At 70.0% G+C, this 26,073-nt stretch carries 7 protein-coding genes and 2 pseudogenes; 4 read left to right on the top strand and 5 right to left on the bottom strand.

Features of this window, described 5'->3' with window-relative positions; genetic code table 11:
• The first annotated feature begins 73 nt into the window (after window positions 1–73).
• The 4 genes and pseudogenes from RMN56_RS20685 to RMN56_RS32875 form a co-directional block, all read left to right on the top strand.
• Window positions 74–1,648, top strand: coding sequence for a type I restriction-modification system subunit M (locus RMN56_RS20685; RefSeq protein WP_313719157.1), 1,575 nt, complete (start codon window positions 74–76; stop codon window positions 1,646–1,648).
• Entirely contained in the window at window positions 1,641–2,849 is a 1,209-nt protein-coding gene (locus tag RMN56_RS20680; RefSeq protein WP_313719156.1) for a restriction endonuclease subunit S domain-containing protein, read from the top strand. Before RMN56_RS20685 ends, RMN56_RS20680 begins: the two co-directional genes overlap by 8 nt.
• Before the next feature lie 3 nt (window positions 2,850–2,852).
• Window positions 2,853–5,960 carry a type I restriction endonuclease subunit R gene (locus RMN56_RS20675; protein WP_313719155.1) on the top strand — a complete coding sequence of 1,036 codons (3,108 nt, stop codon included), beginning with the start codon at window positions 2,853–2,855 and terminating at the stop codon, window positions 5,958–5,960.
• Window positions 5,961–6,067: 107 nt separating this feature from the next.
• Window positions 6,068–6,198: pseudogene (locus RMN56_RS32875) on the top strand (IS701 family transposase); the annotation flags it as partial.
• A 105-nt stretch (window positions 6,199–6,303) separates the two neighbouring features.
• On the opposite strand, the gene RMN56_RS20670 reads toward RMN56_RS32875, so the two are convergent.
• The 5 genes and pseudogenes from RMN56_RS20670 to RMN56_RS20650 form a co-directional block, all read right to left on the bottom strand.
• Window positions 6,304–7,401 (bottom strand): type II restriction enzyme NmeDI-related protein, encoded by a 1,098-nt coding sequence (locus RMN56_RS20670; RefSeq protein ID WP_313719154.1) that lies wholly within the window; start codon window positions 7,399–7,401, stop codon window positions 6,304–6,306.
• Between the two features lie 148 nt (window positions 7,402–7,549).
• Window positions 7,550–8,041: pseudogene (locus tag RMN56_RS20665) on the bottom strand (transposase); the annotation flags it as partial.
• A gap of 165 nt (window positions 8,042–8,206) precedes the next feature.
• A complete protein-coding gene (locus tag RMN56_RS20660; protein WP_313719153.1) occupies window positions 8,207–11,515 on the bottom strand; it encodes a Tc toxin subunit A-related protein in 3,309 nt (1,102 codons plus the stop codon).
• On the bottom strand, window positions 11,512–18,621 hold the full coding sequence (locus RMN56_RS20655; RefSeq protein WP_313719152.1) for a neuraminidase-like domain-containing protein: 7,110 nt from the start codon (window positions 18,619–18,621) through the stop codon (window positions 11,512–11,514). Before RMN56_RS20655 ends, RMN56_RS20660 begins: the two co-directional genes overlap by 4 nt.
• Window positions 18,622–18,639: 18 nt before the next feature.
• The gene (locus tag RMN56_RS20650; protein WP_313719151.1) at window positions 18,640–26,013 is read right to left on the bottom strand and encodes a SpvB/TcaC N-terminal domain-containing protein; all 7,374 of its coding nucleotides are present in this window, start codon (window positions 26,011–26,013) and stop codon (window positions 18,640–18,642) included.
• Between the last annotated feature and the right edge of the window lie 60 nt (window positions 26,014–26,073).

The raw sequence follows: 26,073 nt of genomic DNA, 5'->3' as shown, positions 1-26,073 counted from the left end.
GAAATAGGGTGAGCAGCGAGGAACACTGCGGCCTTCGGGTCGCCACCCCTGACGAGCAAGGACACCCCGACTGATGGCAGTGACCCAGCAGGAGATCGAGAACCGGTTATGGGACGCCGCCGACGAGCTGCGCGTGGCGATGCCCGAAGCGCAATACGCCTCGGTCGTCTTCCCGCTGATGTTCTGGAAGTACCTGTCGGACACCTGGGAGCACCACCACCAGGAGTTCCTGGCCGACAACGAGGGCCTGGACGGCCTCTCCGCCGAGGAAGCCCACGAGATCGAGTACCGCGACTACCAATCGTTCGAGATTCCGTTCATCCACCCCGGCACCGTCCAGCAGCGTCGCGCCTCCTGGTCGTCCATCCTTGCCACCATTACCCAGCCCGGCCTCGGCCAGCGGGTCCGCGCCTCCCTGCAAGCCATCGAGACGGCCAACCCTGACAAGTTCTCCCGCCTGTTCGGGTCCATGACTTGGACCTCAGAAGAGGTCCTGTCGGGGGAAGTGTTGGCGGCGGTCATGCAGGCGATGGACCGCACCCCGAAGATGCACGAGGGCAACATGTCCCACGACGTGCTCGGTGGGGCGTACGAGTACCTGCTGAAGCGGTTCTCTGACGGGTCTGGCACCCGCGCCGGCCAGTTCTTCACCCCGCGCGAGGTCGTCGAGCTAATCGTCGAAGTCCTGGCCGCCAAGAGCTTCGAATCGGTATACGACCCGACCTGCGGGTCGGGCGGCATGCTCATCGCCTCCGCGAACCTCCTGAAGGCCCACGGCGGCCGTGGCTACACGCTCAAGCTGTACGGGCAGGAGGCCGTACCGGACACTGCGGGTGTGGCACGCATGAACCTCTTCATGCACAACCTCACCCAGTTCCAAGTCGAAGTCGGCGACACCCTCAAGGACCCGCGCTTCAAGAAGCCGGACGGGTCCATCGCGCAGTTCGATGTGATCGTCGCCAACCCGCCCTACAGTCTAAAGTGGAAGCCCTGGACCAAGGACCTGCGCGCCATCGGTGGTGTCGCCCCGCAGTCGTCGGCCGACTGGGCGTTCGTACAGCACATGATCGCGTCGATGGACCCAAGCAAGGGGCGCGCCGGTGTCGTCCTACCCCACGGCGTCCTCTTCCGCGGTGGCCAGGAAGCAGCCATCCGTCAGCGTGTCCTGGACGACGACCTCCTGGAAGCTGTAATCGGCCTGCCGGCGAACCTCTTCTATTCGACTGCCATCCCGACCTGCATCCTCGTGTTCCGTGCCCCTGGCACCAAGGCCGAAGAGCGGCGGGACGGGGTGCCGTTCATCGACGCCTCCAAGCGGTTCATTAAGGCCAAGAACCGCAACGTCCTCACCGACGCCGACATCGCCGACACGGTGACGGCCTACCAGTCGAAATTCGACGCCGATGGCAACCCGGTCGACCCCGACGGAGAGGGCGGCCTCTCGGCGCGGTTCGTCCGCACCACGGAGATCGTGGCGAACGGGTACGACCTCAACATCGGCCGTTACGTCAAGCAGGCCGCCGCCGAGCAGGAAGACCTCGGAACTCTCATCGACGCCTACAACATCGCTCGAGCCGAGCGCCAGAAGACTGAGCAGCGCATGCTCGCCGTCTTGGCTGCCGCCGGGATCGAGGGCTTCGATGAGTGACTGGCGGCAGGTCTCGCTGTCGGAAGTCGTCACGCGCGTCACGACCAAGAACGTGGACGGCACCAACGAGAAGGTTCTGACCGTCTCCGCCGAGCACGGGCTGATCGCGCAGGAATCATTCTTCACAAAGAAGGTCGCCAGCAAAGACACCTCGGGCTACTACGTTGTTGCGCCGGGGCAGTTCGTCTACAACAAGAGCACGTCCAAGTCGGCCGCGTACGGCACGGTGGCTCGTAACCTCAGCGACGAGCCGGGCATCGTCTCCCCGCTGTACTTCGTGTTCGAGGCCAAGGACGGGGCTGCACTTCCCGAGTACCTGGAGCTTGCCCTCAACTCGGACCAGTTCTTTGGCTCGCTCGCTGGCATGCTCCGGGAGGGTGCGCGTGCCCACGGCCTGCTCAACGTCCGCCTGAACGAGTTCTACGCCGCTACCCTCACCCTGGCGCCCGCACCCACGCAAGAGCGGATCGTCGAGGTCATCGGTGCGGTGGACGACCAGATCACCGCACTCGACGCCGAGGCGGGAGCGCTGACAGCGGTTCTGCGTCGCCGACGAGCCGACCTCATCACCGACGGCTCGGTTGAAGCCGTGAGGGCCGAGCACGCCTTCGACTTCTCCACCGGCGTGCGCAGGACACCCGACAGGGCGACCGGCCCCTACATGACGCCCTACCTGCGTTCCGCGAACGTTGGCTACGGGACACTCGACCTGTCCGACGTGCTGGAGATGAACTACCACCCTGCGGAGCGCGAGAAGTTCGGCCTTCGCTACGGCGACGTTTTGGTTTCCGAGGGAAGCGCAAGCGCGAATGCGGTGGGGATGCCCGCCATGTGGCGGGACGAGCTGCCAGCACCCGTCTGCACCCAGATGACCCTGCTCCGTCTCCGGGCGCTCGACGGCGTCTGCATCCCTGAGTTTGTCTTCCACTGGAGCATGTGGGCCTACGAGTCCAGGGCCTTCCTCGACGTCGCGGGGGGCACCAACATTAAGCACATCAGCGCCAAACGGGCGAAGGGCATGGCCGTGCACCTGCCGTCACTCGACCGCCAACGCGAGATGGCTGTGGAACTTGACGCGATGGAGTCGGCCTTGCAGGCGACTCGCACAGAGGCCTCCCGTCTCCGTGAAGTCCGGGCGGCCCTGCTGTCCGGACTGCTCGACCGCACCATCGATATCGAGGCTGCCGAACTGGAGGCTTGAGCCGTGGCGAAGGGCATTCGAGAGCGTGAGTTCCAGAACCTGGTAATTCAGTGGTCGCTCCCGATGGGCTGGCGTTTCACAGCGGGCAGGTCGCTGCCGCGTGAGACGACGCAGACGGTCGTCGCTGGCCAGCTGCGGGATGCCATCGTTCGGCTCAATCCTGGGGTGATCGACGGGTTCGACGTGGACGCGGTGGTCGAGGAGATCATCGCCACGGTGAACGCTGTTGAAGGCGGGCTGGTGCGGGCCAACGAGCAGGTGCTACGCCTGCTGCGCGGGCATAAGGAGTTCCGGGACGCCGACGGCGCGTGGCACGCCCTGAAGGTCATCGACTTCCAGCACCCGACCGCAAACACGCTGATCGTGTCGGACGAGGTGACCATCACCGTTCCCGGCAAGACCTCCCGCCGGTTCGACCTCGTGTTCTGGGTCAACGGGCTGCCGCTGGTGGTGGTCGAGGTGAAGTCGCCGACCGCGAAGTCCGGGTGGGCCAACGCTGCGCGCGAGATCAACGACGTCTACGCCACCGAATACCCGTGGTTCTTCACCCCCAATGTCTTCGCGGTTGCCTCGGACGGGCTGAAGTTGCGGTTCGCTGCCGTTGGCGCGCCCCTGAACCTGTGGCAGCCGTTCCGGTCCACCGCCGACGACGAGAACCTGTCCGGCCAGGCCGACGTGCACCGCTCCGTCGAGCTGCTGCTCAACCCGGCCACCGTCCTGGACATGCTGGAGAACTTCGCCCTCTTCGACACCTCCGGTGGTGGAGTGGACAAGAAGTATCTGCCCCGCTACCCGCAGATGGAGGCCGCGCACCTGATCCACGAGCGCGTCCTGGAGGACGGGTCGAAGGGCCTGATCTGGCACCACCAAGGCTCCGGGAAGACGCTGCTGATGGTGTTCGCCGCCTCACTGCTGCTGGCCGACACCCGCACCGAGTCACCCACGATCATCTTGCTCTCGGACCGAACCCAGCTCGTCCGGCAGACCTCCGGCGTGTTCACCTCCGCGATGGGGCACGCATACTTCCACCAGCCCGCCACCAGCCAGGAGTTGCGCTCGCTGCTAGCCGACGACGTACGCGGCATCATCTCCACGACCATCCACAAGTTCGCCGACGCTGGCAAGGACCTGTCGACCCGGAGCAACATCATCGTGATGGTCGACGAGGCTCACCGCACCCAGGCTGTCAGCCGGGAAGGGGGGAGATTGCTCGTCAAGTCGAAGTCCCTGGCCGGGCAGATGCGCGCAGCATTGCCGAATGCAAAGTTCTTCGGCATGACCGGCACCCCCGTCAGGAACCTCGCCACCGACACCTTCGCCCTCTTCGGCGAGGAGACCGACCCGGGCAGGGTGCTACACCGGTACTCGGTGTCCCGATCTCTGCTGGACGAGGCGACCGTCCCGGTCATGCTGGACCCGCACCCGGTCTCCTTCGAAATGAACGACCAGGAGTTGCAGGCTGAGTTCGACCAGTTCGCCGACGACTTCGACCTCGACGACCCCGACCGCGAGGCCCTGTCCCGCAAGTTCGGACGCCTCACCTCGGTGTTCGCCAACCCCGATCGCATCCACACGGTCTGCCAGGACATCGTCGACCACTACCTAGCCGGCGCCTACCGCAACGGCCTCAAGGCCCAGGTCGTCGCCTACAACCGCGAACTAGCCGTGGCGTACACGGACAAGATCAACGAGCTGCTGGCCGGCTTCGAGGCGTCACAGGTGCTCGCCGAGGTCGGGAAGCACGACCGGATCATCGCCGAGGTGAACATCTCCGTCTCGGACTCGAAGGACGAGGACCGCGCCATGCGGCCGTACCAGCTCTCGGAGGCCGAAGAGGAGGAGCAGAAGCGGCGGTTCCTCACCCCGGACGACCCGCTGTGCTTCCTGGTGGTCACCGCGAAGCTGATGACCGGGTTCGACGCCCCGAATGAGGGCGTCCTCTACCTGGACAAGCCGATGAAGGCCCACACCTTGTTCCAGGCGATCACCCGCCCGAACCGCACCTGGGTGTCCCCGACCGGATTCGTGAAGACCTGCGGCGTGGTGGTGGACTACATCGGCTTGGCCGAAGAGGTCCAGCGGGCCGTTGTCGACCCCACCGCGGAAGGGGCCGGCAAGAAGGGCGGCGGGTTCGTCACCGATCTGTCCGAGCTGGTCGCCGAGTTCCGCACCACCTTCGCCCGCATCGAAGACCTCCTCGCGGACGTCAACGGCCTAGACCTCACGGTCCACGGCTACGAATCCGTGCGGGCCATCAACGTCTTCCTCCACGCTAACCCCGGCGCCGCCGAGGTGTTCTCCAAGGACTACCGGCTCCTGGCCCGCCTGTACCCGCTCATCAACACCGACAAGCGGGTCGCCAAGTACCGGGACGGCTTCGGCCTGTTCGGGTCCGTGTACACGACCCTGTTCAAAAAGTCCTCCGACGAGGAGAGGAAGGAACGGCTGGGCGAGCTGGGGCCGATGGTCCTGGAGATCATCAACGCCCACGTCCACTCCTTCTCCGTGGTCGCCTCCCAGGAAGAAGCCCTCGTCCTGGACGCCCAGGGCATCGCCGTCCTCAAAGAGCTGATGGCCCTGGTCCGCCCCAAGCCCAACAAGGGCGACGGTGACGACAAGACGCCGCCGTCCGCGGCGGAAATCCTGGACCACATCAAGGCCGCCCTCGAAAGGGGTGTCGAACCGGGGTCTGCGAAGTACACCGCCCTCGCGGAGCGGATCAGGCTGCTGCGGGACCGGATCATCCAGAACGCCCAGGACGCCCTGGAGTTCCTGTCCGAAGCACTCCGGATCGCCCGCGCCATCGTGAACGCCGAGAAGCACCCCGACGAAGCCATTGTAGTGCTGGACGACGACCACGTAGGCGTCCTGTCGCGGATCATCCATGACCACGCACCCTCCGGCCTCACTGTCACCGAGAGGAACCTGGCCGAGGAGATCGACCAGGTGGTCACCCGAACCCTCGCCCAATCATGGGACAACGCAGACGCTCGCAACCGAGGCGTCCGCCGCGCCACCGCCGCAGTCTTCCGCCGGTACAGATTGAAGCCGGTCGGGGAGCCGTACGACTCCACCGTCGCCTACATCGAAGCCCACTACCTCGTTGACTGACGAATGCACGGCGTCTCAGCAACCTGTGGTCGCCGACAAACACAAAGGTGTGAAGGTGCACGCCCGAGTACAGAGGCAGGTACTCCTGGTACTGCAAACCCTGCACTGAGTATCGGTGGCTGCTCATCCGCCGCAACCGCACAGGTGAGCTGGCCTTCTACCTGTGCTGTTCATCCTGCCCGGTGCCCCCCACCCCCTTTGTCAGGTGGCCGGCACCTGCCGGAGCATGGAGGAGCTGCGCGGCCACGTCCCACCAGGCGTGCTGGTAGGGCCGGGTCAGGTCCGGACCGGACCTGGGCACGTCCGACGCCCGACGCGACCAACTGCCGCCCGCGGGACGGGCCTAGAGTTCGTCAGGTTCCAAGGTCTCGGCTAGTTCGTCTGTGATGTAGCTAAACCGCAGGTGCCGCCAACCCTTTTCGCCGCGTTGTTCCTCCTCGACCAAAGCACTGAAGGGGATGTACCGGCAAATCGAGGACAGCGGCCGCCGCATGCGCGCAAAGGTGGCTCTGTTGACCTGCTCACGAACCCGGTCTCGCCGATCGTCAGGCGCCACCAGAAAGCACGAGATGTCGAGGTTGGGTTGGAGAGCTAGCAGGTCCGTCATGCGGAGTATGCCGGAGTAGATCGACGTGGTCCTTTCCACCTCGAACGCAGCTTGGACGGCATCCCGGTCTAGCCATAGCACGTCGATGTTTTGGATGACCCGCATCGCTTGGGACACAAGCGGCAGCCGTAGATGCTCGACCGCCCGTGGCACTGCTCCCAGTGCTTGCCCACGCCATACCCGTCCTCGGTCGCTAGCCGGTATGAAGACGTCATAGCCCATAGCGGCGCCCATGCGGGCTAGCAGGTACTGCATGTGCGTATGCTCCGTGGCCGTCTCGGCCTGAACCTCGTCTGCGTCCTCGTCTTCCTTCGGTACCGTGACCACGCCGTCGTCAGTCTCGACGACCGCGACGCTCGTCAGAGCGGCCTTGGGGACCTCGCGGACAATCGGCTTCGCGATCGCATCCTCGACAGCCCGGGCCACGAGCTCCCCGTCGACATCTGTCCAGCGAACCGGGCTTCCTCTGAACGCCATGCCCCAACGGTCACGGCGCTCGATGCTACGGGTGGCCTGAAGGTCGTCGAGCATGTCCGCCACTGGTACGCCCGTCTCGGGTGTTAGCTCGAGTTCGATTTCAACGGGAACCCGCACCGGATAGAGAGCCTGTGCCCATATCCGGTGACTCTCGTCTTCATCCAGGTAGGCCGGCCCGGTGACCTTCAACACGGCGATCCACCGGTAGGCGCGGACCAGATAACACAGCAGCCGGTCGCCGGGTTGAAGGCGTTGAGCTGTGTTCCAACGGCGGCCGCTGAATCCCGACACGGTTCCGCCGACGTCCTTGAACTCGCGCCAAGTCTCGACTGTGAAGAGGTTCAGCCAGTACGTCATTCGTCCCCCTGTGCCACAGTCCGGCCGCCGACTCCGGCCCTGACAATGCTCCCCGTAGCGGTGGCCGAACGTCCACATCGGCCATAGCGCTCGATGTTACTGACCGATGCCAGCCACCGAGAGGCGCTAGGCGGTGTCTTCGAAGGGCTTACAACCATTGCGGTAGCGCGGCGATGGTGACGGTGGCCCGGCACGACGTGGCGGTCTTGCCGTAGCGGGTGGCGACGCTGCGGCACTGCTTAAACCGGTTGAAGCAGGTTCGACGACGTTGCAGTGCTTGTAGAGCTGCTTGTCGATCGCCGGTGGCCGGCCGCCGCGGCTGCCTCGTCGGCGGCGGTTGGCCGGCCTGCTGGTCGGCGCGCTCGGGGATGGTGTGTCCGATGCCGCGTCGGCGCAGGTCGGCCCGGATGGCCTTGGAGCTGTAGCCCTTGTCTGCGATGACGTGGTCCGGGCGCACGCGGAGCCGGCCGGAACCTGGGCGTTCGACGCGGATGGCGGCCATTACGTGGATGAAGCGGCTGCAGTCGTTGACGTTGCCGCCGCAGAGCACGAACGCCAGGGTTCGTCCGAGGCCGGCGCAGGCGAGGTGGATCTTGGTGGTCAGTCCACCTCGACTTCGACCGAGGGCGTGACCTTGTGGTTCGTCCGTTTCTCCGTGCCCCCTTTAGTGCGGCCCTCCGCCACTGTCGGATATCGCAGCTGTCTGAATGGGTCGGCTTCACCCTCGGTGATGATCGGCATAGCGACGTTCACGTAGTCAATACCACTTGCAGGAAATACAGACCAGCTGGCCGCAGCCCGGCGTCTACGCCCGCCAACGGAGCAGCAGGAAGAGACTCTCCATCGCGTTGTCCTCAAAGAAGAGGGATAGCTCTCCGGCCGCCGGCGGGACCGTCGGCCAGCCAGGATCCGCACGCACCGCGGGGCGAGGCAGCTCGCCGCGCAGCAGCCCGCCCAGCTCGGCGGCGGCGGCGAGGGTGAGCGACCGCCGAGGTACGCCGGGATTGTCGGTGTCCAGTGCCCGATCCGACATGGTGATCGCGGTGGTGGCAGGGTTCGCCGGGACGGCCACCACGTCGATGCTGACCAGGGCCGTAGGGCCGGCGCCGGCGAAGACGGGGTAATGCTTGCGGTCGAGCTGAAGGGCGAGCGCGGCGCGCGGCGCGCCGGCAGCGCCGTCGCCGGCCGCGCTGGCGGTGAACCGGGCCCATGCGTTCGGGAACTCGTGCTGAACGGAGAGCAACCGCAGGCAGCCCGCTGCCCCGCCGGCGGCGAGGAGTCCACGCAAATGAGCTCCGGCGGCACGGCGCAGCGGTTCACCACCGTCCCTGGCGGTGTACCGGAACGTCAGTACGACGTCGGTGAGCGTGTCCCAGTCGACCGGCGCCGGATCGGCCGGCAGTTCCAGGCTCCACTCGCCGATCACGCCGCGCAGCGCGAACGGGGCGAGCCGCTCGTCCGCGCCAGGTGGCTCGAACGTGCCGGTGTCGTCGACGCCGCGGCTGGTGACGATCGCGTCGGGGGCGCCGGCGATCTCGGTAAAGCGGTCGTCGCCGTCCGGGTCGTACGGGTAGCCGTCGCCGACGAGCGGGCTGGCGCGGATGCGGCTGCGCAACAGCCGGGCGGTGCACGGGACGCCGGGAACGTCCCCGGTCACGCACGGGATGGTGACCGCGACCGAGCGGATCCGGCGGAAGTACAGGCCGGGGCTGATCACGTCGAGCGCCTCCTCGGGCACGGTGAACGTGCACCCGCCGGTGCGGCGAAGCTGGAGCAGCGCCAGGGGCGCGATCTGCGCCAGGCTCACCTGCTGGGTCAGCTCGTACTCGCGGCGGTTCAGGTCGAGGTGGGCCAGTTCCATGCGGCGCAGGTCGTACTGCAGCCGCTCGCCTGCGAGCAGGCCCTCCGAGCCGGCCAGGTAGCTGGGCCGGATGAAGGTCAGCGACGGGTCGCCGAGCTCGTTGCGCAGCGCCCGCTCGGCCTTGCGGGCGGTCTCGATCGCGAGCTGGTAGTACTGCCCGTAGAGGCCGCGGACGTCGCGGCGCAGCCGGGCGTAGTAGCCGGCCGTCGTGGTGGCCCCGACCGGTCCCTCGCCGGCGAGGAACTCCTCGATGGCGCGGGACTGTTCGAGTTGCCGGTGGTGGTCGGCGTGCTCCCGCCCGGCGATGAACTCGCGGATCTGAGCGGCCCGTAGCTGCTTGTTCAGCTGGTTGACCTCACCGGCGGCGAGGTTGCGCTGGTACTGCCATTCCTGCTCCCGCCGCTGGTAGCCGCCGATCTTGGATTTGCGGTTGGCGCCCTGCTCCTCGTTCTGGGCATCCGTGCGGTTCTGGGCGGCGTATGCACTCCAGATCGCGCCCAGGTTCGACCCGCCGTACGACACGCCGAAGCCGACACCCAACGGTGTGTACGAGACGCTACCCGTCGGGTAGCGGTTCATCTCTGCCGATTGGCGCTCGTTGTCGGCCGCGTCGTCCCGGGCCTTCTCCGCCAAGTCGATCTGGGCGATCTCGGCGGCCTCGTACCGGCTGACCTTCCGGCCCTCGGCGGGGCCACCTCCGGCCGGTACGGCCGTGGGGTCGAGGTCCACCTCGACGTCCGGCAACGCGATCACCGGTTCCGTCGCGGTGAACCGGCCGCTCTCCAGCTCCGCCGGGTCCAGCGGGTCGGGATCGGTGACGGTCTGCTCCTCCGTAGGCCGGCCGAGGAGGCGCTGGTAATACCGGTAGCGGGACTTTGCCAGGGTGAGGGACTGCTCGATCCCCTCCCGGTTCTTGATCGCCTCCTGGTGCTCGGCGTACCGGATCGTCTCGGCCCGTTCCAGCACCGCGGTCTCGTGCCTGGCCCGCAGCGCCTCCAGGGCCCGCTCGTCCTGCCGCTCGATCGCCGAGAGCAGCGCCCCGCCGAGACTGCGGACGTCCTGGCAGAGCTGGTCGGCGCGGGCCAGCAGGGTGGTGAACCGGACCAGCGGCGGCGGCTGGTCCAGCCCGGCGACGACCGCGGCCACATCCACGCCGGCCGCCGCGGCCCGGGCCAGCAACGCCGGTTCGATCCGCGGCTCGAACGCCGGCAGGTGCCGGAACACGCCTTGCACGGTGAGACTGTTGCGGATCTTGAAAAGCCGGTCGGCGACTGTGTCCCAGAGTTCCAGCAGCTTACGGTTCGGCGGGACCTGGAAGTACAGGCTCTGGCCGAGCCCGGCGAGCCGGCGCGGCGCGGTGCCGGGTGCGGTCGGGCCGGGCGCCGGGAAACGGTCGAACGGGAGTGCGTTCTCTAAGCGAACCAGAACATTGGACATGGCGTCTAGGCGACCGCGCAGGGTGGCGTACGTCTGCGGCAGGACCGTGCCCTTGGGCGGCGCCGCCTGGGGCCGCGGGCCGAGGATATTCGCGGCCATCACGTACGCCTGGGTCGCCTCCGCCACCGACTCCGAGGTGTCCTGCGCGAACAGGCTGTCGCCCTTGCGGATCAGGGTCCGCACGTACTGCATGACCGTCCAGATCATGTACGACGACGGCCGGTGCCGCGCGATGACATGCGGCCGGAACGGCGCCTTCGCCCATGCCCGGATGCTGTCCCAAGTGCGTTCCAGCAGCTCCTGATCGGCGCCGCTGGAGAGGTTGACCAGGATGTCCTCGATGGACTGCACATCGGTGGTGCGGAACGGCTTCACCTTCCAGAACCGTTCCGGCGTGGGCCCTGCGCTGTCGTCGTGGGGGTCGAAGACGAAGCCGAACCAGCGCAGGGCGTCGTCGTAGCGGCCGTTGTCGGCGAGGTGCACAGCGATCGCGACCGGCGCGTGGAAAAACAGCTCCCAGTTGTAGACCGCGTACGCCCCGGCCGGGTCAAAATCCAGCTCGGCCACCGGGTACGGCTCGGCGACGAGGGGCTGCGGCCGGAACTGCTGGTCGGTGAAGAGAGCCGCGTGTAGGGCCGGCACCCCGGTGTCGGCGTCCTGCACGCCGGGCACCGAGTCCTGGATCAGCCGTTCCAGCAACTGGCGAACATAGGGGTGGAAGTGCGGGGCGAACCGCACCGACAGCTGCCACTCCTGCCAGCTGTGCGTCTCGGGTTCGCGCCGGTCGGCCCGGGCGTGGAAGGACGGTGCGGTCATGATCGCCTCACGAGTGCGGGGCCGGCCTCCGGCCGGCCGTCGATGGTGACGACGCGGTCGCCCACACTCAGCGGACGGTCGTCGCCGAGGGCCCAGTCGCCGGGTCGGCGCAGCGCGTACCGGGCGGACGCGTCGACCGGTTCGGGGGCGGCGACGGCGGGACCGGTCGCGAGCATCCGCACCGGCGCGGCGGCGGCCGCTTCGACGGCGCGGGCGGTCAGGGACTCGACGGTGTGCGAGCTGTCGGGCACCCCGGGACGGAAGGGTCCTTCGTACTCCACCCATTCGACGAGGGCGGCCTGTGGCTCGGCGAAGAACGTGTGCTGCGCGTCGGCGGCCGGGGCGTCGGCGTAGAAGAACGGGCTGACGAACCGGTCGACCACCGGCGTGGCGATCGGCGCGGGTTCGCTGACCTGCACGGTGCCGACCTGGCGGGGCTCGGCGAGCACGACCCCGCCGACGCCGAAGGGGTACGTCTCCAGCCAGAGCGGCCCGTGGAATGCGTCCGGCGAGCCGAATTCGGAGGAGACCGCCGATGATGAGGACTCCCACACCGCGGTGCTCGCGGACGGCCGGCCGAGCCGGGAGACGAAGCGCAGCACCGGCTGCTCGTACCGGTAGAAATACTGACTGTCGGGGTACTTGATCAGGTAGCCCAGGCGCATGGTCACCGCACGTTCCCGTCCGTCGGCGTCCCGTTCGTGCTTGGCGTACGCCCGGTAGTACCGGTTCTTCGGGATGAGCTCGTCGAGCCCGGCCTGCCAGCGCTCCAGCCCCTGAGCGACGGTGATCAGGTCGCTGGCCGAGGCGGCCGTCCAGGTGCCGCCGACCAGTTCCGTCCAGAAGAGCTGGACCTGCACGTCGTAGCGGCGCAGCGACTCGGCCGGCTGATCGGCGAGGTGCCGCAGGGTGGTGTTGGAGCCGGCGGTGGCGTCGGCGGCCTTGACCTGCAGTGTGGCCCAGAACAGGTGCGGCCGGCCGTGGTAGACGATCACGGCGACGTCGTCGCCCTCGATCTGCGCGCCGACCGGCTGCCACGGCGTCCAGCTGTGGTCCACGTACCGACGGTAGTAGTACGCCCGCGGCGAGTTGTGGTCGCGGCCGATGACGTGCAGCGTGTTGTGGGCCGGTTCGTGCGGGTCCGGCTCGACACAGGTCGCGACGATCTCCAGCCGGGCGATGGCGGCGAGCCCGTTGAGGTAGCCGGCGAATGCCTCCGCTGCCCGCTCGTCGGTGACGTCGCCCTCCATCAGGCTGCCGATCAGCGCCGTGAACAGCGGCGTCTGGTCGTCGCGCAACTCCGGGTCGAGCAACGGGTACATGAAGGTCTCCCGGGCCGCGCCCCAGACCCGGAACCGGCGCATCCACTCCCAGCGCTCGCCGTCGATCAGCACCGCGGGCACCTGCGGTTCCAGATTGAGCAGGCACCGCTGGGCGAAGAGCTGGACCGACGAGATGGCCAGCCGCATCCGGGTGGTCTGCACCACGGGTTCCACGGCGGGGTCGATGAGCAGATACTCATACAGTTGCTCGACCCGGTCCAGATCGAGCGCGTGCAGCAGGAAGGCGACCAGCGCGTCCCGGCGCCGACGGCGCAGCGGGTCGTTGACCGCCCGGGCCAGCGAGCGCCAGGCCCCTGCGTCGTAGCCGGCCCGGGCCGCGTCGCGCAGCCCCAGCGCGACCGCGGCGTCCGACTCCGGGTCGGCGGCGGCGATCGCCGCCGCCGCGGTGATGCCAAGCCGGTTCACCAGGCTCAGCGCCGCCCACAGCCGGCCCACTCCGCGCTCGTCCGCCAGGCCGCGGCCGGTCCCGGACGACGTCGGCGCGAGCCGTAGGTGCCCGGCGAGCACAGCGATGGTCTCGGTGTCCCGGCGGGTGATCCGGGCCAGCCGCTCGTACACCTGGGTCGGCGCTGCCCCCGCCGGCCGCTGCCCACGGCATAACTCGAACACGTCGATCAGGTCGGGGCCGCCGCCGGCCAGCGCGGCACGCAGCCGGGTGTAGGCGGCGAGCCGCCGCACCGCGGTGAACTGCGGCGCGGCGCCATCGAGCGCGGCAACCGGCAACTCGCCCGGGTCGAACCCGGCGAAGTCGGCGGCGAACCGGCGCAGGTGCCGGTACTCGCGTTCGGTCATGGCAAACCGGCTCAACAGTGCGACCGCCTTCCGGTACAGCAGGTAGGCGCCGGTGAACCGGCGCATCGGAGCGGCCGGGCGCAGGGTCAGCCGCCGCAGCGGCCCAGCGGAGAGATTCGCCGCCGCCACGGCGACGGACACCACGCCGGCCAGCGGCGCCGGCCCGGCGCTACCGGTGGCACGCAGGCGGATCGGGTACGCCTTCCCCGCCTGCAGATCAACCAGGGTGTCCGTGGTCTCGCGCGGCCCGGCGGCGGTGCGCCTGAGCACCGGGTCCGCCCCGATCCCAAGCCAGAACTCGCCGGTGTCCCCGGCCGCCCCGAGAGACAGCTCGAAGCGGTACAGGCCGGTCGTCGGCACCTGCAGATAGCCCTCGACGAGCACCTCTGCGGCGCCGTCGAAGCCCGCGGTCGTAGTGTCGGGCGCTTGGTCCGGGCCGATCGGCGCTCCGGCCGGATCGTGCGCCGCAGCGGAGAGCCCGCCGGCGGCCACGCCGGCGAGCACCTGCCAGAGCGGTCGTGGGTCGCCAGGCACGGCGAGCAGGCTGGCGTCGGTGAGCAGGGCTTCCAGGAGTGCCGAGTCGGCGGCGACGGTGCCGAGTACGGTGTCGGCGACCAGCCGGCGCCGCAGCGCCTCCACGGCACGCGGCACGATATGGCCGGCGAACCAGGCGCGGCGGTCCCGTTCGTACAGTTGCAGAGTCCGGGCTGCCTCCATCTCGGGCAGTCCGGAGACGTCCGGCGGCGGCCGGAACAGCGGGGTGACGTCCTCGTCGCGGATCAACCAGTCGAAGCCTGCCCGCCGTTCCCGGTCGGCGTCCGTAGCGATCCGGTCCAGCAGGTGGTCCAGCAGCGACCCCGCCGGGTCCACCGCCTGGATCGCCAACGTCCGTTCCAGGACCGGGAAGCCGCGGTAGACCAGCCGCTGGATGTGCAGGTCGGTGTCGTACTGGATGGTGACCTCGGGGAACGCCTCCAGCAGCGCGGGATCGATGCGCTCGGCGGGGTCGACGCCGGTCTCGGTGGCCGAGTACTCGATCTGCCGCTGCCAGGCGGCGACCACGCGGGCCGCGACGTCGGCCGGCAGCACCTGGCCGAGTACCCGCGCGACCAGGGCGTCGTCCACGGCGTCGCCGGCGCCCAGCGGGTACTCCCGGTCCAGGTCGCGCAGCCGGTCCGCGACCTGGACCGCGGTCCGCACCGCCGCGTCCTCGTCCGGCGCAAACGGCCCCTCCGGGTCGTAGCGGTGGCGCAGCAGGTAGTCCGCCCCGGCGACGGACAGCCCGGCGGCACGCAGGTCGTCGACCAGGTCGAGGAAGGCGAGGGTGCCCGCATACGGGTAGTCGGCAGCCGCGCCGCCCGGACCGGCGGGCAGGGGCCCGGCGTGCAGCGGGTGCAGCGGATCGATCCCGCTCATCTCGCGCAGGGCGAGCAGGCCGGTGATCGGCAGGTCTAGCGCGCGAGCGAACAGCGCGTGCCGATACAGCAGGGAGACGGTCTCGACGGTCAGCGGGGTAGTGTCTGGCGGGATGATGGCCGCGATCTCACCTGCGGTCAGGCCCAGCGCGCCCTGCACCGCCTGCTGGTGCTCGGCGAGGGTGCCGGGCGCCGTCAGATAGTCGCCGGCCGGGTGGTCAAAGACCGGGTCCGGGGTGGCGGTGCGCGGACGCAGGAAGAGCCTCGCGTACGGGGAATCTTGCCCCCTGGTCGGCATCGGCCCCCAGAGGGTGACCAGGTCGAGCCTCCGCGGCGCCCGGGAACCCAGCCGATCGGTGAGTTCGCTCAAGTGGGCCAGGTAGATCAGGGCGGTCCGCAGTCCCCCACCCAGGCCGGCCGCCGCCAAGCCGCCGGCTCCGCCGGGCAGCAGCGCGGACAGCGCCAGGTCCAGCTCAGACAATCGCCAACCGAGCCGCCGCCACAGCCGAACCAGCAGGTTGACCCGCAGCAGCGGCTCGTCCAGGCTTGCGTCGGCCGCCAGGTCGGCCGGCGGCTCGGTGCCGGCCAGCCGCAGCGTGGTGTTCTCGAACCCGCAGCCGGGGTCGTCGTCGGCGAGCAGCAGCACGGCGTCGAATCGCCCGGCCTGCCAGGCGTCAGTCAGCCAGGCGGCCGCGTCAAAATCGGGCCGGTCGTAGGCGGCCGTGGCGGCGTCGAGTTTGGCAGTGATCGCGTCGTGTTCCAGGCCTGTCAGCCGGGTGACCCCGTCGGCGCCGAAGTAGCGCAGCACGTCGAGCACCTCGATGCCGATCGTGCGCAGGGTGGCTACGGCGTCCAGGCCGGGGTTGACGAACCAGGTCCGGACCAGGGCAACCAATTCGGTGTAGGTGACGCCGAGACGCCGAGCGAGGGTCTTCGCCGAACGCAGCGAGGTACGGGCGGCGGCGATCGTGTCGTAGCCGTAGAGGGTGTGCCAGTCCACGGTGGAGGCGCCGGTGAGCACGCGTACTTCCGCCGGGGCGAGGCCGAGCCGGGCCAGGTGCACCTGCCAGCGCCGGTATCCGGGCTCTTCCGGCGGTACGGGCGGCGGGCCCGGCAGCAGCTCGTCGGTACGCCGCAGCGCGTCCAGCAGCTCGCCCGGCGTCACCTCGACCCGGTCCAGGAAGCCGCGGACCGTCTCGTGCCACAGGTCGAACGGCAACGTCATCGGATAGGTCGCCGACCGCAGCCGGTCGTACGCCGCGGGCAGCAGATACTGCGGCTCGGCCAGCAGGTCCTCGGTGACCGCCGGCCCGGTGTCCTGCACTGCGCCGGCGTCCAACCGGTCGTGCGCGACGAGGTACTCCATGATCCCATTCGCGGCATCCAACATGGGCAGCGTGGTGTTGGTGTTCTCGCAAGTCAGCGGCAGGTGTTGCAGATCCGGCCGACGGGTGGTCAGCACGTCGAACGGGTTGACCCCGCCGGGGCCGGGCCGGTCCAGGAAGTGCAGCAGGTCGACCAGGTACGCCGCGGGACCGAGCACCGAGCGACACTCCGGGCAGTCGCAGAAGTCCTGCGAGCCGAACAGCTCCTCGACGGTCGGGAAGCGCCGGATCAGCGATTCGAGGGTCTGCGAGCGGCGCGGCTCCGGCGTCGCGGTGACCGTGGTCTGCAGCCCGCCGGCGTCCTTGGCGATGCCGTAGAAGCTGTAGGTCGTCGCGGCCACCTGCACCGCCCGGCGGAACACGAGCTCCATCTCCTGCGGGTCGGGCAGCTCTTTGCCATAGCGTTCGACGTACTCGCGCTTGTCCAACATGGCCAGCTCGCCGGCCGCGCGGACGCCGAGCCGGGCCAGCGTGGCGAGTGCGCCGTTGGAGGGCGTGATCTGGTAGAGCCGTTGCAGGCGCTGCAGCTGCGCGGTGACCGCCTCGGCGACCGGCCCGTCCAGCCCGGCGGTCAGCGCCTCGCCGTGCTCGCGCAGGAAGGGGCCGAGCGGAGTGCGGGAGAACGAGAAGCCCCGGTCCTCGGCCCGGCCGATGACCTCCGTCAGCGGCGCGGTCAGGTGGGCCAGGCCATCACCGAGTGACAGCCGACCGGCGGCCACCTCGGAACGGACCACCGAGGTCGGGAAGGCGAGCCGGACATGCCGGGCCAGGTCGGCTGCATACCGGTCGGCGGCCTCCTCGACGGACCGGCCGTCGCGGAACGCGGGCGGGATGACGGCGGCCAGTTCGCCGCCGTTGGCCGCCTCGTTCAGCAGCTCCCGCCAGGGTTCCGGGCGGTGCAGGTCGGCGGCGACGAGTTGCCGCAGTTCCCGGCCGTTCTCGCCGGCCGGGAGGCGGCCGAGCAGCACCGCGGACAGCGGCTGGTTCTGGGTGGTGAGCAGGGCAAGCTTGCCCTGCAAGCGCAGGTCGGCGAGCTGGGCGTCGTCGATGCCGGCGGCGCGGGCCTCCGCCCACAGCGCCTCCGGGTCGTTGACGTGCGCCACCACGGCCCGATCGAAGGCAGCCTTCTTTCCGGCGTCGAGGCCGGTCGCGTCTAGGAACTCACCGTAGCTGGAGAGTGCGCCAGCGGGCCGGCTCGCCCATCGGGTCCGCTGCGCAAACTCGGCGAAATTCTCCAAAAAGGCCGCGGCATCGACGGTCGCCAGGCCCGTCTCGGCGGCGCGGTCGAGCGCGGCGCGCACGGTCTCTTCCGGTACGGCGGACAACTCTGCGGCCCCGGTCGGCAGCCCCTGCCGGACCAGCGCATAGACACCTCGCCGGTCCAGGCCGGTGGTCGTTGCCAGGCGTTCCGCCGCCGCACCCAGGGCCAGCAGGCGCGCGTCCCAGCCGGTCGCCAGGTGCGCGGCGGCCAGCATGTCGTCACCGCCGCGCGCGTTCTCGCCGAGGGCCCGTGCGAGGTGGCCGAACCCGCCGACGGCGCGTTCACCGCCGCGCGCGTTCTCGCCGAGAGCCCGCGCGAGGGGGCCGAACCCGCCGACGGCGCGCTCGACGTCGGTGGTGACCCGGTCCAGCTCGTCCGCGACCGGAGTCACAGGCGCCGGGACGACGAGGTTCAGGGTTTCGTACCGGCCGGCCGTGGGCCGCGGCGTGGTGAGCGGCACCTCGGTGCCGTCGGGGGTGACGGCGCGCAGGTCGATCGCGGTCCCGGGTTCCGGTGTCACGTCGTAGTCGATCCGGAAGTAGCCGTCCGGGTCGGCCTGCGCCTCGCCGATCGAGACCGCCCGGCCGTTCGGCAGGTGGAGGTAGAGGCGGACCTGGGCGCCGCTGGCCGGCCCGGCCAACTCGGTGCGCAGCCGCCCCTCGACCCGCGGCACCGCGAGGGTCGCGACGGCCTGCGCCCGCGCGAGGGCCTGCCAGCTCGCGGCGTCGACGGTCCCGGTCGGTTCCAGACCCGCCTGGGCCTGCAGACCCCGCACGGCGGAACAGGTGCCGACACCGAACACGGCTTCCTCGATTTCGGCGTCCGGTAAGTGGAAGCCGAGCGCCTGCAGGTCCTCGTGCAACACCCGCACGTCATCCCCACGACTGTTGAGCCAGAGTGCCGCTTCCATGCGAAACCCTTCACCTCGTCAACGGATGCCGGGTGGGATGTAGAAGATCCTTCCTCCGGGAACGGCCGTGACCGACCCGGAGGGCAGGAAGACCCGGCCTGCCTGGGCGTCCTGCATCGCGCGGATACCGATACGCTGGAAGAATTCCTCCGGCGAGACGATGTGGGGAATATTTCTCGAAATATTTCCCGTGACGATGCGAACGTTTTGCTCCAACCCCAACGGCCCCGCTCTCGAGAGGCGGGCCGTGACCTTCGTCGCCTGATTCGCGGTGAGCTTGCTGAAGCCCACATCGAGGTCGCTTCCCATATGAAAATTCCCCCGGATACGGCTCCCGCCGAATACCGCGGAAGAATCGTTTTTGAAGGCGCTCTCCAGGATTTTTATGGCTTGTTCCCGCTCCAGCCCGGGGACGAGCTCGGCAAGGAACCGAGCCTGCTCCTCGGTGGACCGGAGGGCGACAACCTGCGCCTGCTGAAGCAAGGACTCATGGACTCCCGACACGGCCACCTGTGCTGCTTTGCCGCCACCCTTGGCCGCCGCGGCGACGCCCGGGAGCGCCTTTGCGGCCTCGTCCCACGGGAAGAACATCAGCCCCAACTCGACGGCGAGTTGCAGTTGCTCCGATATCGGGGTGTCCCGGAGCGCGGGGGCCATCCTTCCGAGCGAAGTTATCTGTGGCCGGCTGTGCACCGTGAACGAGCCGTCGCGGTTGGCGACGAACACGTCCGACTTCTCGATCATGAAGTATTCGTGGACCGTCAGGGCCTGATACTTCCCGGCTAGGAAAAAGGCGCCTCCCTCATTCAGCTGCTTCCGGACGATCATCGTTTCGCTCGGCAGCACCGGCGATGACGTTCCGGTTTCCAGATCCAGCGCCTGCGGCAGTTGGTCGTAGTCGGGTCCGAGCACCTGGTGCAGGTTCTCGATGTCCTCAGGGAAGGCCGGGCTGGCCACCCACTCGTTCCCGTTCGGGCTGCGCCCGCTGGGATCCGACAACATGACCGGGTTGCCGTCGCAGTAGCGGTACAGGTTGGGTGCGGGCTCAGGGTCGGGGGCGGTCCAGCGGCAGAGCCAGGGCGCGTAGTAGCGGGCGCCGTGGTAGTACAGGCCGTTCGCGTCGCGTTCCTTGCCGGTGAACCGGTACCGCTTCGGCGGCGCGTTGGCCCGCCAGTGCACCAGCGCCGTGCACCCGTACGCGTAGTACTCCTCGTAGGACACGAACCCGCCCTGGTCGTCCAGTTCCAGCACCGCCGAGCCCAGGTAGTTCGCGTACTGGAAGCGGATCACCAGCCGGTCCGGGTCGGCGGCCGCGCCCGGGTCCACCCGCGTCTCGATCAGCGCGATCCGTCGTGGACCGTCCATGACGTGCACCGTGGTGCGTTCCAGCGTCACCGCGCCAGTCCCGCCGAATGACCGGTACACCTCGAACTCGCCGAGATAGATCCGCTCGTCCACGGGCGCTGCCGAGGAAGGGGCCGCCACCTGCCCGTCGCGCACCCACCGCAGCCGTTCGCCGCCCTGGTCGTAGCAGTAGTACGTGGTCTCCGGCACCAGCCCAGGCCCGACGCTCTGCGTGGAGGTGGCCCGCAACCGGTCGTCGTGATCCCAGCGGACCAGCGTCAGCGGCGGCAGGATGTCCATGTTGCCGCGCATGTCATGGTGGTACGCCTGTGCGTCCAGCCCGCCGTTCGCTGTCTCCGTGGCGGTCAGCCGATTGCCGTGCACGCCGGCCGGCGTCCCGGGCAGGCGGCTCTGCGCCTGGTAGGCGAACGTGCGGGTCCATCCCGGATGCGCTGGGTCAGTGCCGCGGTGCCGCAGCTCGGTGAGGTTGCCGACGACGTCGTAGGTGTGCCGCTCGCGGTAGCGGCCCAGGGCGTTGGGGTCCGCCGGGTTCACCCGGGACGCGTCGCTGGCGCCGGTCGGGGTGAGCGGGGCGACGTGTTCGCGGCCGTGCGCCACGACGAGCCGGTACAGCGCGTCGTACGTGTAGTCGGTGGCCGCCTCCACCAGCGTGTTCAGCCGGAACACCGACGCTTGGGCGGCGTCGGCGACGTGGGTGACGTTCCCGGCCGGGTCGTAGACGTACCCGAGATCCTGTGCCCCGCCGCTGCTCTTAACCGTCCGCAGCCGCAGCGTATCCGGGTCGTACGTCAGGGTCGTCGTCGTGCCGTTGCCGTAGGTGATCGCGGTGCGCTGGCCCTTGGCGTCGTACTCGACGCTCGCCACCACGGTCAGTTCCCGGCCGGACGGCGCCAACGTCGCCGCCACACCGCTGAGCAGACCCGCCCGGTTGTACTCGTGGCGCACCACCGTCCCGTCCGGATGGGTCTGCTCGTACCTGCGGCCGGAGATGTCGAATCGGGCGGCGCCGAGGTACTCGTGACCCTCCAGCGCCGGCCCGGCGGCCCAGTCCACGGCGTCCTGGTACGCCGCCCCGGCGAACAGCCGCCGCGTCGCGCGCACCTCGTTGCCGTGCAAATCGTACGCGGACTCGGCCCGACCCGCGCCGTCGTACACCCGCCACACCCGCCCGCGCAGGTTCCCCGCCTCCGGATCGGAGGCCTGCTCGCCGTACTCGATCCGGTGCACGACTCGGTCCTGGCCGCTCTCCCGGACCATCGCCTCGACTGGCCGGCGCAGCTGGTCTCGGCTCGTGGTCCGCGCCCGCTCCGCACCGGCTTCGTCCACGACCTCCCACCCGGTGACCGATTCGGCGGCGACGTCTACCAGCAGCAGCCGCGCCGCGGTGTCCACGCCGTGCTCGCGCAGCGGGTTGCCAAGCAGGTCGTGGTCGATGCGGGCCAGCGTCCGGTCTGCGGTGCCATCGCCCGGCCCGGGCGTGCCGTCGGTGCAGTCGGCCACCTCCAGGTGATTGCCGAGGATGTCGAGAACGGTGTGGGTGCGGTGCAGGGTGTCCACCGGCGGGCCGCCGGCCTCGTCGGGGGTGCGGTTGTGCGCCACCGTGAGCACCGGGCGCCCGAGCGGGTCCAGGCAGGTCGTCAGTGGCGTGCCGGCATGCGGCAGGGTCCGTTTAGCGGCGTCGGCCTCCCGCTGGCCCAGGCCGCCGTTGAGCCGCCGCCGCATCCAGGTGGGCAGGTAGTCGGCGGTGAGCAAGGCAGCGGCAAAGCGGGCCACATCCGGATCGCCGGTGGGGTCGCCGGCCGGGCGCCCGGCGCCGTCGGGAAGGCCCGCGGTGTCGTTGGCGTCCCAGGCCTGCTGCTGCCAGGCGCCGATGACCACCTTGTCGTAGGTGTGGTGGGGGTGGAACGTGGCCACCACCCGGCCCGGCGGGTCGTAGCAGAGCACTTGGCTGACGCCGTGCATGACGGCGAACTCGAAGGTGTGCCGGGGCGTGAAGAATGTCTCGTAGCGACGTACCGGATTGCCCTTGTTGTCGAGGACCACCCAGCCGGTGCCGGCCCAGCGTGGCGGCCGCGGACCGGGGCCCGGCATCGCCGGGTCAAGCTCGGCGGGCAGCTTGCGCTGCAGCTCGCGGCCGCCGCCGTCGGCGTAGGCGAAGGTCACCTGCGGTGGACCGGCGGCGGGCGGGTCGTTGACGTGCCTCTCGCGGGCGATGGTCGCCACCCCCGTGGGCTGCGGGTCGGCGCCGGCGGCGGTGCGCCGGTAGGCGTCCAGGTCATAGACCGTACGGCTGGTCGCCTCGCCGAGCAGTGCGGTGGCGGCGCCGTACGGATCGGTCCAGAACGCCGTGATCGCGGTGTCCGGCAGGTCGGGGTCGATGCCGTCGAGCCGGTCGCCGGTCTCCGCGCCCACCCGGCCGAGCAGCGCGATCGCGGCAACCATGCCGAGCGTGTCGAAGAGCGCCGCGGTGCGGTTGCGGTTGGGGTCCGTGGTCAGCGTCGGCGCGAGCACCCGGTAGTCCATGCCGGGGGTACGGCCGCCCGCCGCGTCCCGCTCACCCACCGTGACGGTGTTGCCGAGCGGGTCGACGGTCTGTACCGGCAGGAGGTCGTAGTCGTCGTACTCGACGGCGGTGACCGCGTTGAACGGGTCGACGTACGAGCGCGGCACGAAGAAGTGCTGCCGGGTGTCGTCCAGGTCCGCGCCGTAGCGGACCGTGCCGGACGGCGCCCACCAGCCGCCGTCCGCGGCGACGTAGCCGGCCGCGGTCATGTCGGCGCCGGTCACCCGGACGCCGTAGAGCTCGTCACGCAGCGCGTCCGGCAGCGCGAGCCGGTACGTCTCGTGCACCAGGCCACGCGACTGCCGTTCGCCCCAGGCGAGCGGCCCGCTCAGGTCGTCGGCGAAGAACCGGACGCGTTCGCGTCCGGTCAGGCGGCGGGTGAGCCCGGCGAGGATCTTCTTCACGTACGCACGGTCCAGTCGCGGCCGTGCGCCGTCGATCGCCGGGCCGCTGAGCTGGAACCGCTTGGTGTCGTACGGCACCGGCGCCCGGTACGCGCCGTCCTCGTCGACCTTCCCGGTCACCTCGACCCGGGTTTCGAGGGCGAGGGTGGTCGCCTGCACCGCCCGGGTGCGCGGCGGCAGGGTGGAGTCCTCGGCGGATCGCCCGTAGGCGAGCGTCACCGAGTGCAGCACCGTGCCGAACGGGTCGACGTCCAGCACCACCTCATGGCTGACCCGGGCGTCGTCCGGCTGGCGTTCACAGGTGGCGGTGACCGTCTCCCGCGGATCCACGGCGAACACCCCGGCGCGCCCGGCGACCGGGGCCTGCAGCGTGCGGATGCCGTAGTTGTGCTCCACCACCGTGTACGGGTGCGGCTCCCGCTCGGTGCCGTCGAGGGCGTACACCTCCTGCCGCAGCAGCCGGCCCTTCAGCGCGCGGCAGGCCTCCCGCTCCTCCCCCTCGGGCAGCCTGCCGGGCAGCGGGGTGTCGTCGAGCAGCCAGCTCAGCGCGGCCGGGGTGGCGTGCTCGGGCGGCGGGTAGTAGCCCTCGGCGAAGAGCTTCGAGAGTCGGTCGCGGCCGAGGAACGCGCCGGTGTGGAACCAGCTGCGGGTACGGGTTGGCGGCAGCCGGTGGGCGGGGTCCTCGTTCGCCGCGAGCCGGTCGGTGCGGCCGAGCGCGGCGATCTCCTCGGCGTCGTCCTGCACCACCAAGGCGAAGCCGCGGAACTCCCGGTCGTCCGGGTCGAACCAGGGGTCCCGGTAGCGGTAGCGGGTGACGAAGCGGGTGCGGGCGACCCGGTCGACGGTCTCGACCTGTTCGACGACGTGGACCGGGAACGGCACCCGGGTCAGCCACGGGCGGCCTTCCGCGTCGTCGCGCAGCCAGCAGTGGGTGGAGGTGGTCCACCTGATCGTGGTCTCGCCGCCGAAGTTGTTGGTCACCCGTTCCAGCAGATCCGGCTTCTGGCCGGTCAGGTCGGCGTACCGGACCCGGCGGCGGCCGCCGGCCGCCGTGGACCAGATTAGGCAGGCGGTGCCCGAGCCGAGCAGGTCCACCACCGACACGTCGTCGACCGGTGGGACCAGCGGCAACCGGTCCGGGCCGGACCAGCCGTTGCCCATCAGGTTGGTGTATCGGACGGCGCCGTCGGCGCCCAGGTAGAGCAGGTCGGCTGGGCCCTTGCCGTCCAGGTCGGCCAGGCGTACCCGGCGCTGGTCGAAGCGGTCCGGGTGGTCGAGCAGCGGCGAGCCGTCCATGACCGTCTTCGGCCCGAACCGGCCACGGCCCAGGCCGGCCCAGTAGCAGATCTCGCCGTTGCGGACCCGGACCACGTCGGGCAGGCGATCGCCGGTCATGTCGGCGACGTACACCGACTGGGAGCCGTCGGCGAACAGCAGCCGTGGGCCGGTGTCGTCGTCCGGTGGGAGCGGCACCCTGATCGCCTCGCCGAAGCCCTCCTCCCCCAGCGACCGGTGCCAGACGATTGCGTCGACCTCGGTGACCAGCACGTCAGTCAGGCCGTCGCTGTCCAGGTCGGCGAAGTGCAGGTTCGGGTCGTCCCAGGCGCGGGCCGGCAGCGCGCCGAACTTGTGCCATGGCGACCAGTCGCCGTCGTCGGTTCGCTCGGCGAAACCGGGGACGGGGCGGGCGAAGTCGACGACGTCGAGCCGGCCGTCGCCGGCCAGGTCCATGAGCTGCCCGCGGTCGCCGGCCGACGGCATGCTGGGCAGGCGGCGCGGCGGGGCCAGCCGTCCGCCGCCCTGGTTCGCCCGGTGGTACCAGGCGCCGGCGTACCGGGTGAGCAGGCCGCTGATCGAGTCGCCGTCCAGGTCGGCCCATTCGGCGCCGGCCGTGTCCACACCCGCCGGCTCCAGGTCGTGTACCTCGGGGTGGGCGGTGGCGGTGGTGTAGGTGAACTCCAGCGAGGGCAGGCTGCGGTGGACGTAGCCGGCACCGGAGCGGCGGTGGCCGGTCAGCGTGGTCGAGGCCAGCAGCGACCCGGCCGGCTCGCCGCGCTGGGCGTCGCCGCGGTAGGCCAGCCGCAGCGACCGGACCACGCAGTCGTCGCCGACCCCGGGCTCGCCGGCGAAGTGGTGGACCATCAGCACCTGCTGGCAGAGCCGGTAGGCGCGGACCTCGAAGCCGGCGCGGTTGGTGGAGAATGGGTCGGCGCGGCACACCCAACCGCCGGTGTCGTGCTCGCCGTAGTCGAAGACCAGCTCGAACAGCCAGGGCCGTTTGGGTACCGGGCGCGGCGGCGCGAGGCGGCTGATCCGGTTGCCGTAGCGGACCGACTTGAGGTATCGGTTCGTGGTACGGGCGGCGGGCGGACGGTTGCGCTCGTGGGCGGCGGACAGTGGGACGTCGGCGTCGTCCTCCTCGGCGTATCGGTACTCGATCGCGTTGCCGCGGTCGTCGTACGACTCGCAGATCAGCCAGCTGAAGATGCGCCGCAGCGGGTCGGCCGGGTCGGCGATCCGGGAGTTGCCGTCGCGGCCGTACACGGTGGTGACGTTGTCCCGGCTGATCGAGCGCCAGTGGATCTGCCCGTCGGGCCCGGTCCAGCGCTCGATCCGGTCGTACCGGTTCTCCACCCGCGGTCGGTAGCGGGTCACCCGGAAATCGCCCTGCGGGCTGTCGCGCCGCACCAGGCGGCCGTCCGCGTCCAGTTCCGGCACCAGGTCGTCGGTGTCGGAGAGGACGAAGACGTCGGCGTCCCGGGCGTCGTCGTAGGTCGGCAGGCCCTTGTCGGTCCGGCGGGTGATCCGCGGCAGATCGACGTCCCAGCCCAGGCCGAACGCGGTCTGCCCGGTGCCGGAGTTGTACGCCAGGCGCAGCTCGGGCCCGAAGCCGGAGCGGCCTGCGCTGGTCGGGAGCGGAATCGTCAGGGTGCCGGTGCCGGTGACCGGGTTGGCGGCGAACTTCTCCCCGATCGCCCGAACCGCACCGCCGCCCTTGGGCATCGTGATCGATGGGGCGGCCGCCCGGGGCGGGACCGTCGAGGACGCGTCGTCAGCCATCGCGGTTCATCCCTTGATCGACGGCCCCAGGGCCTGACGAATGTTGGACGCCGTCCCGGG

It is taken from the genome of Micromonospora halotolerans, assembly GCF_032108445.1.
Lineage (GTDB): Bacteria > Actinomycetota > Actinomycetes > Mycobacteriales > Micromonosporaceae > Micromonospora > Micromonospora halotolerans.
The sequence above is the reverse complement of the archived record's forward strand: the minus strand, read 5'-3'. Positions and strand labels throughout refer to the sequence as shown.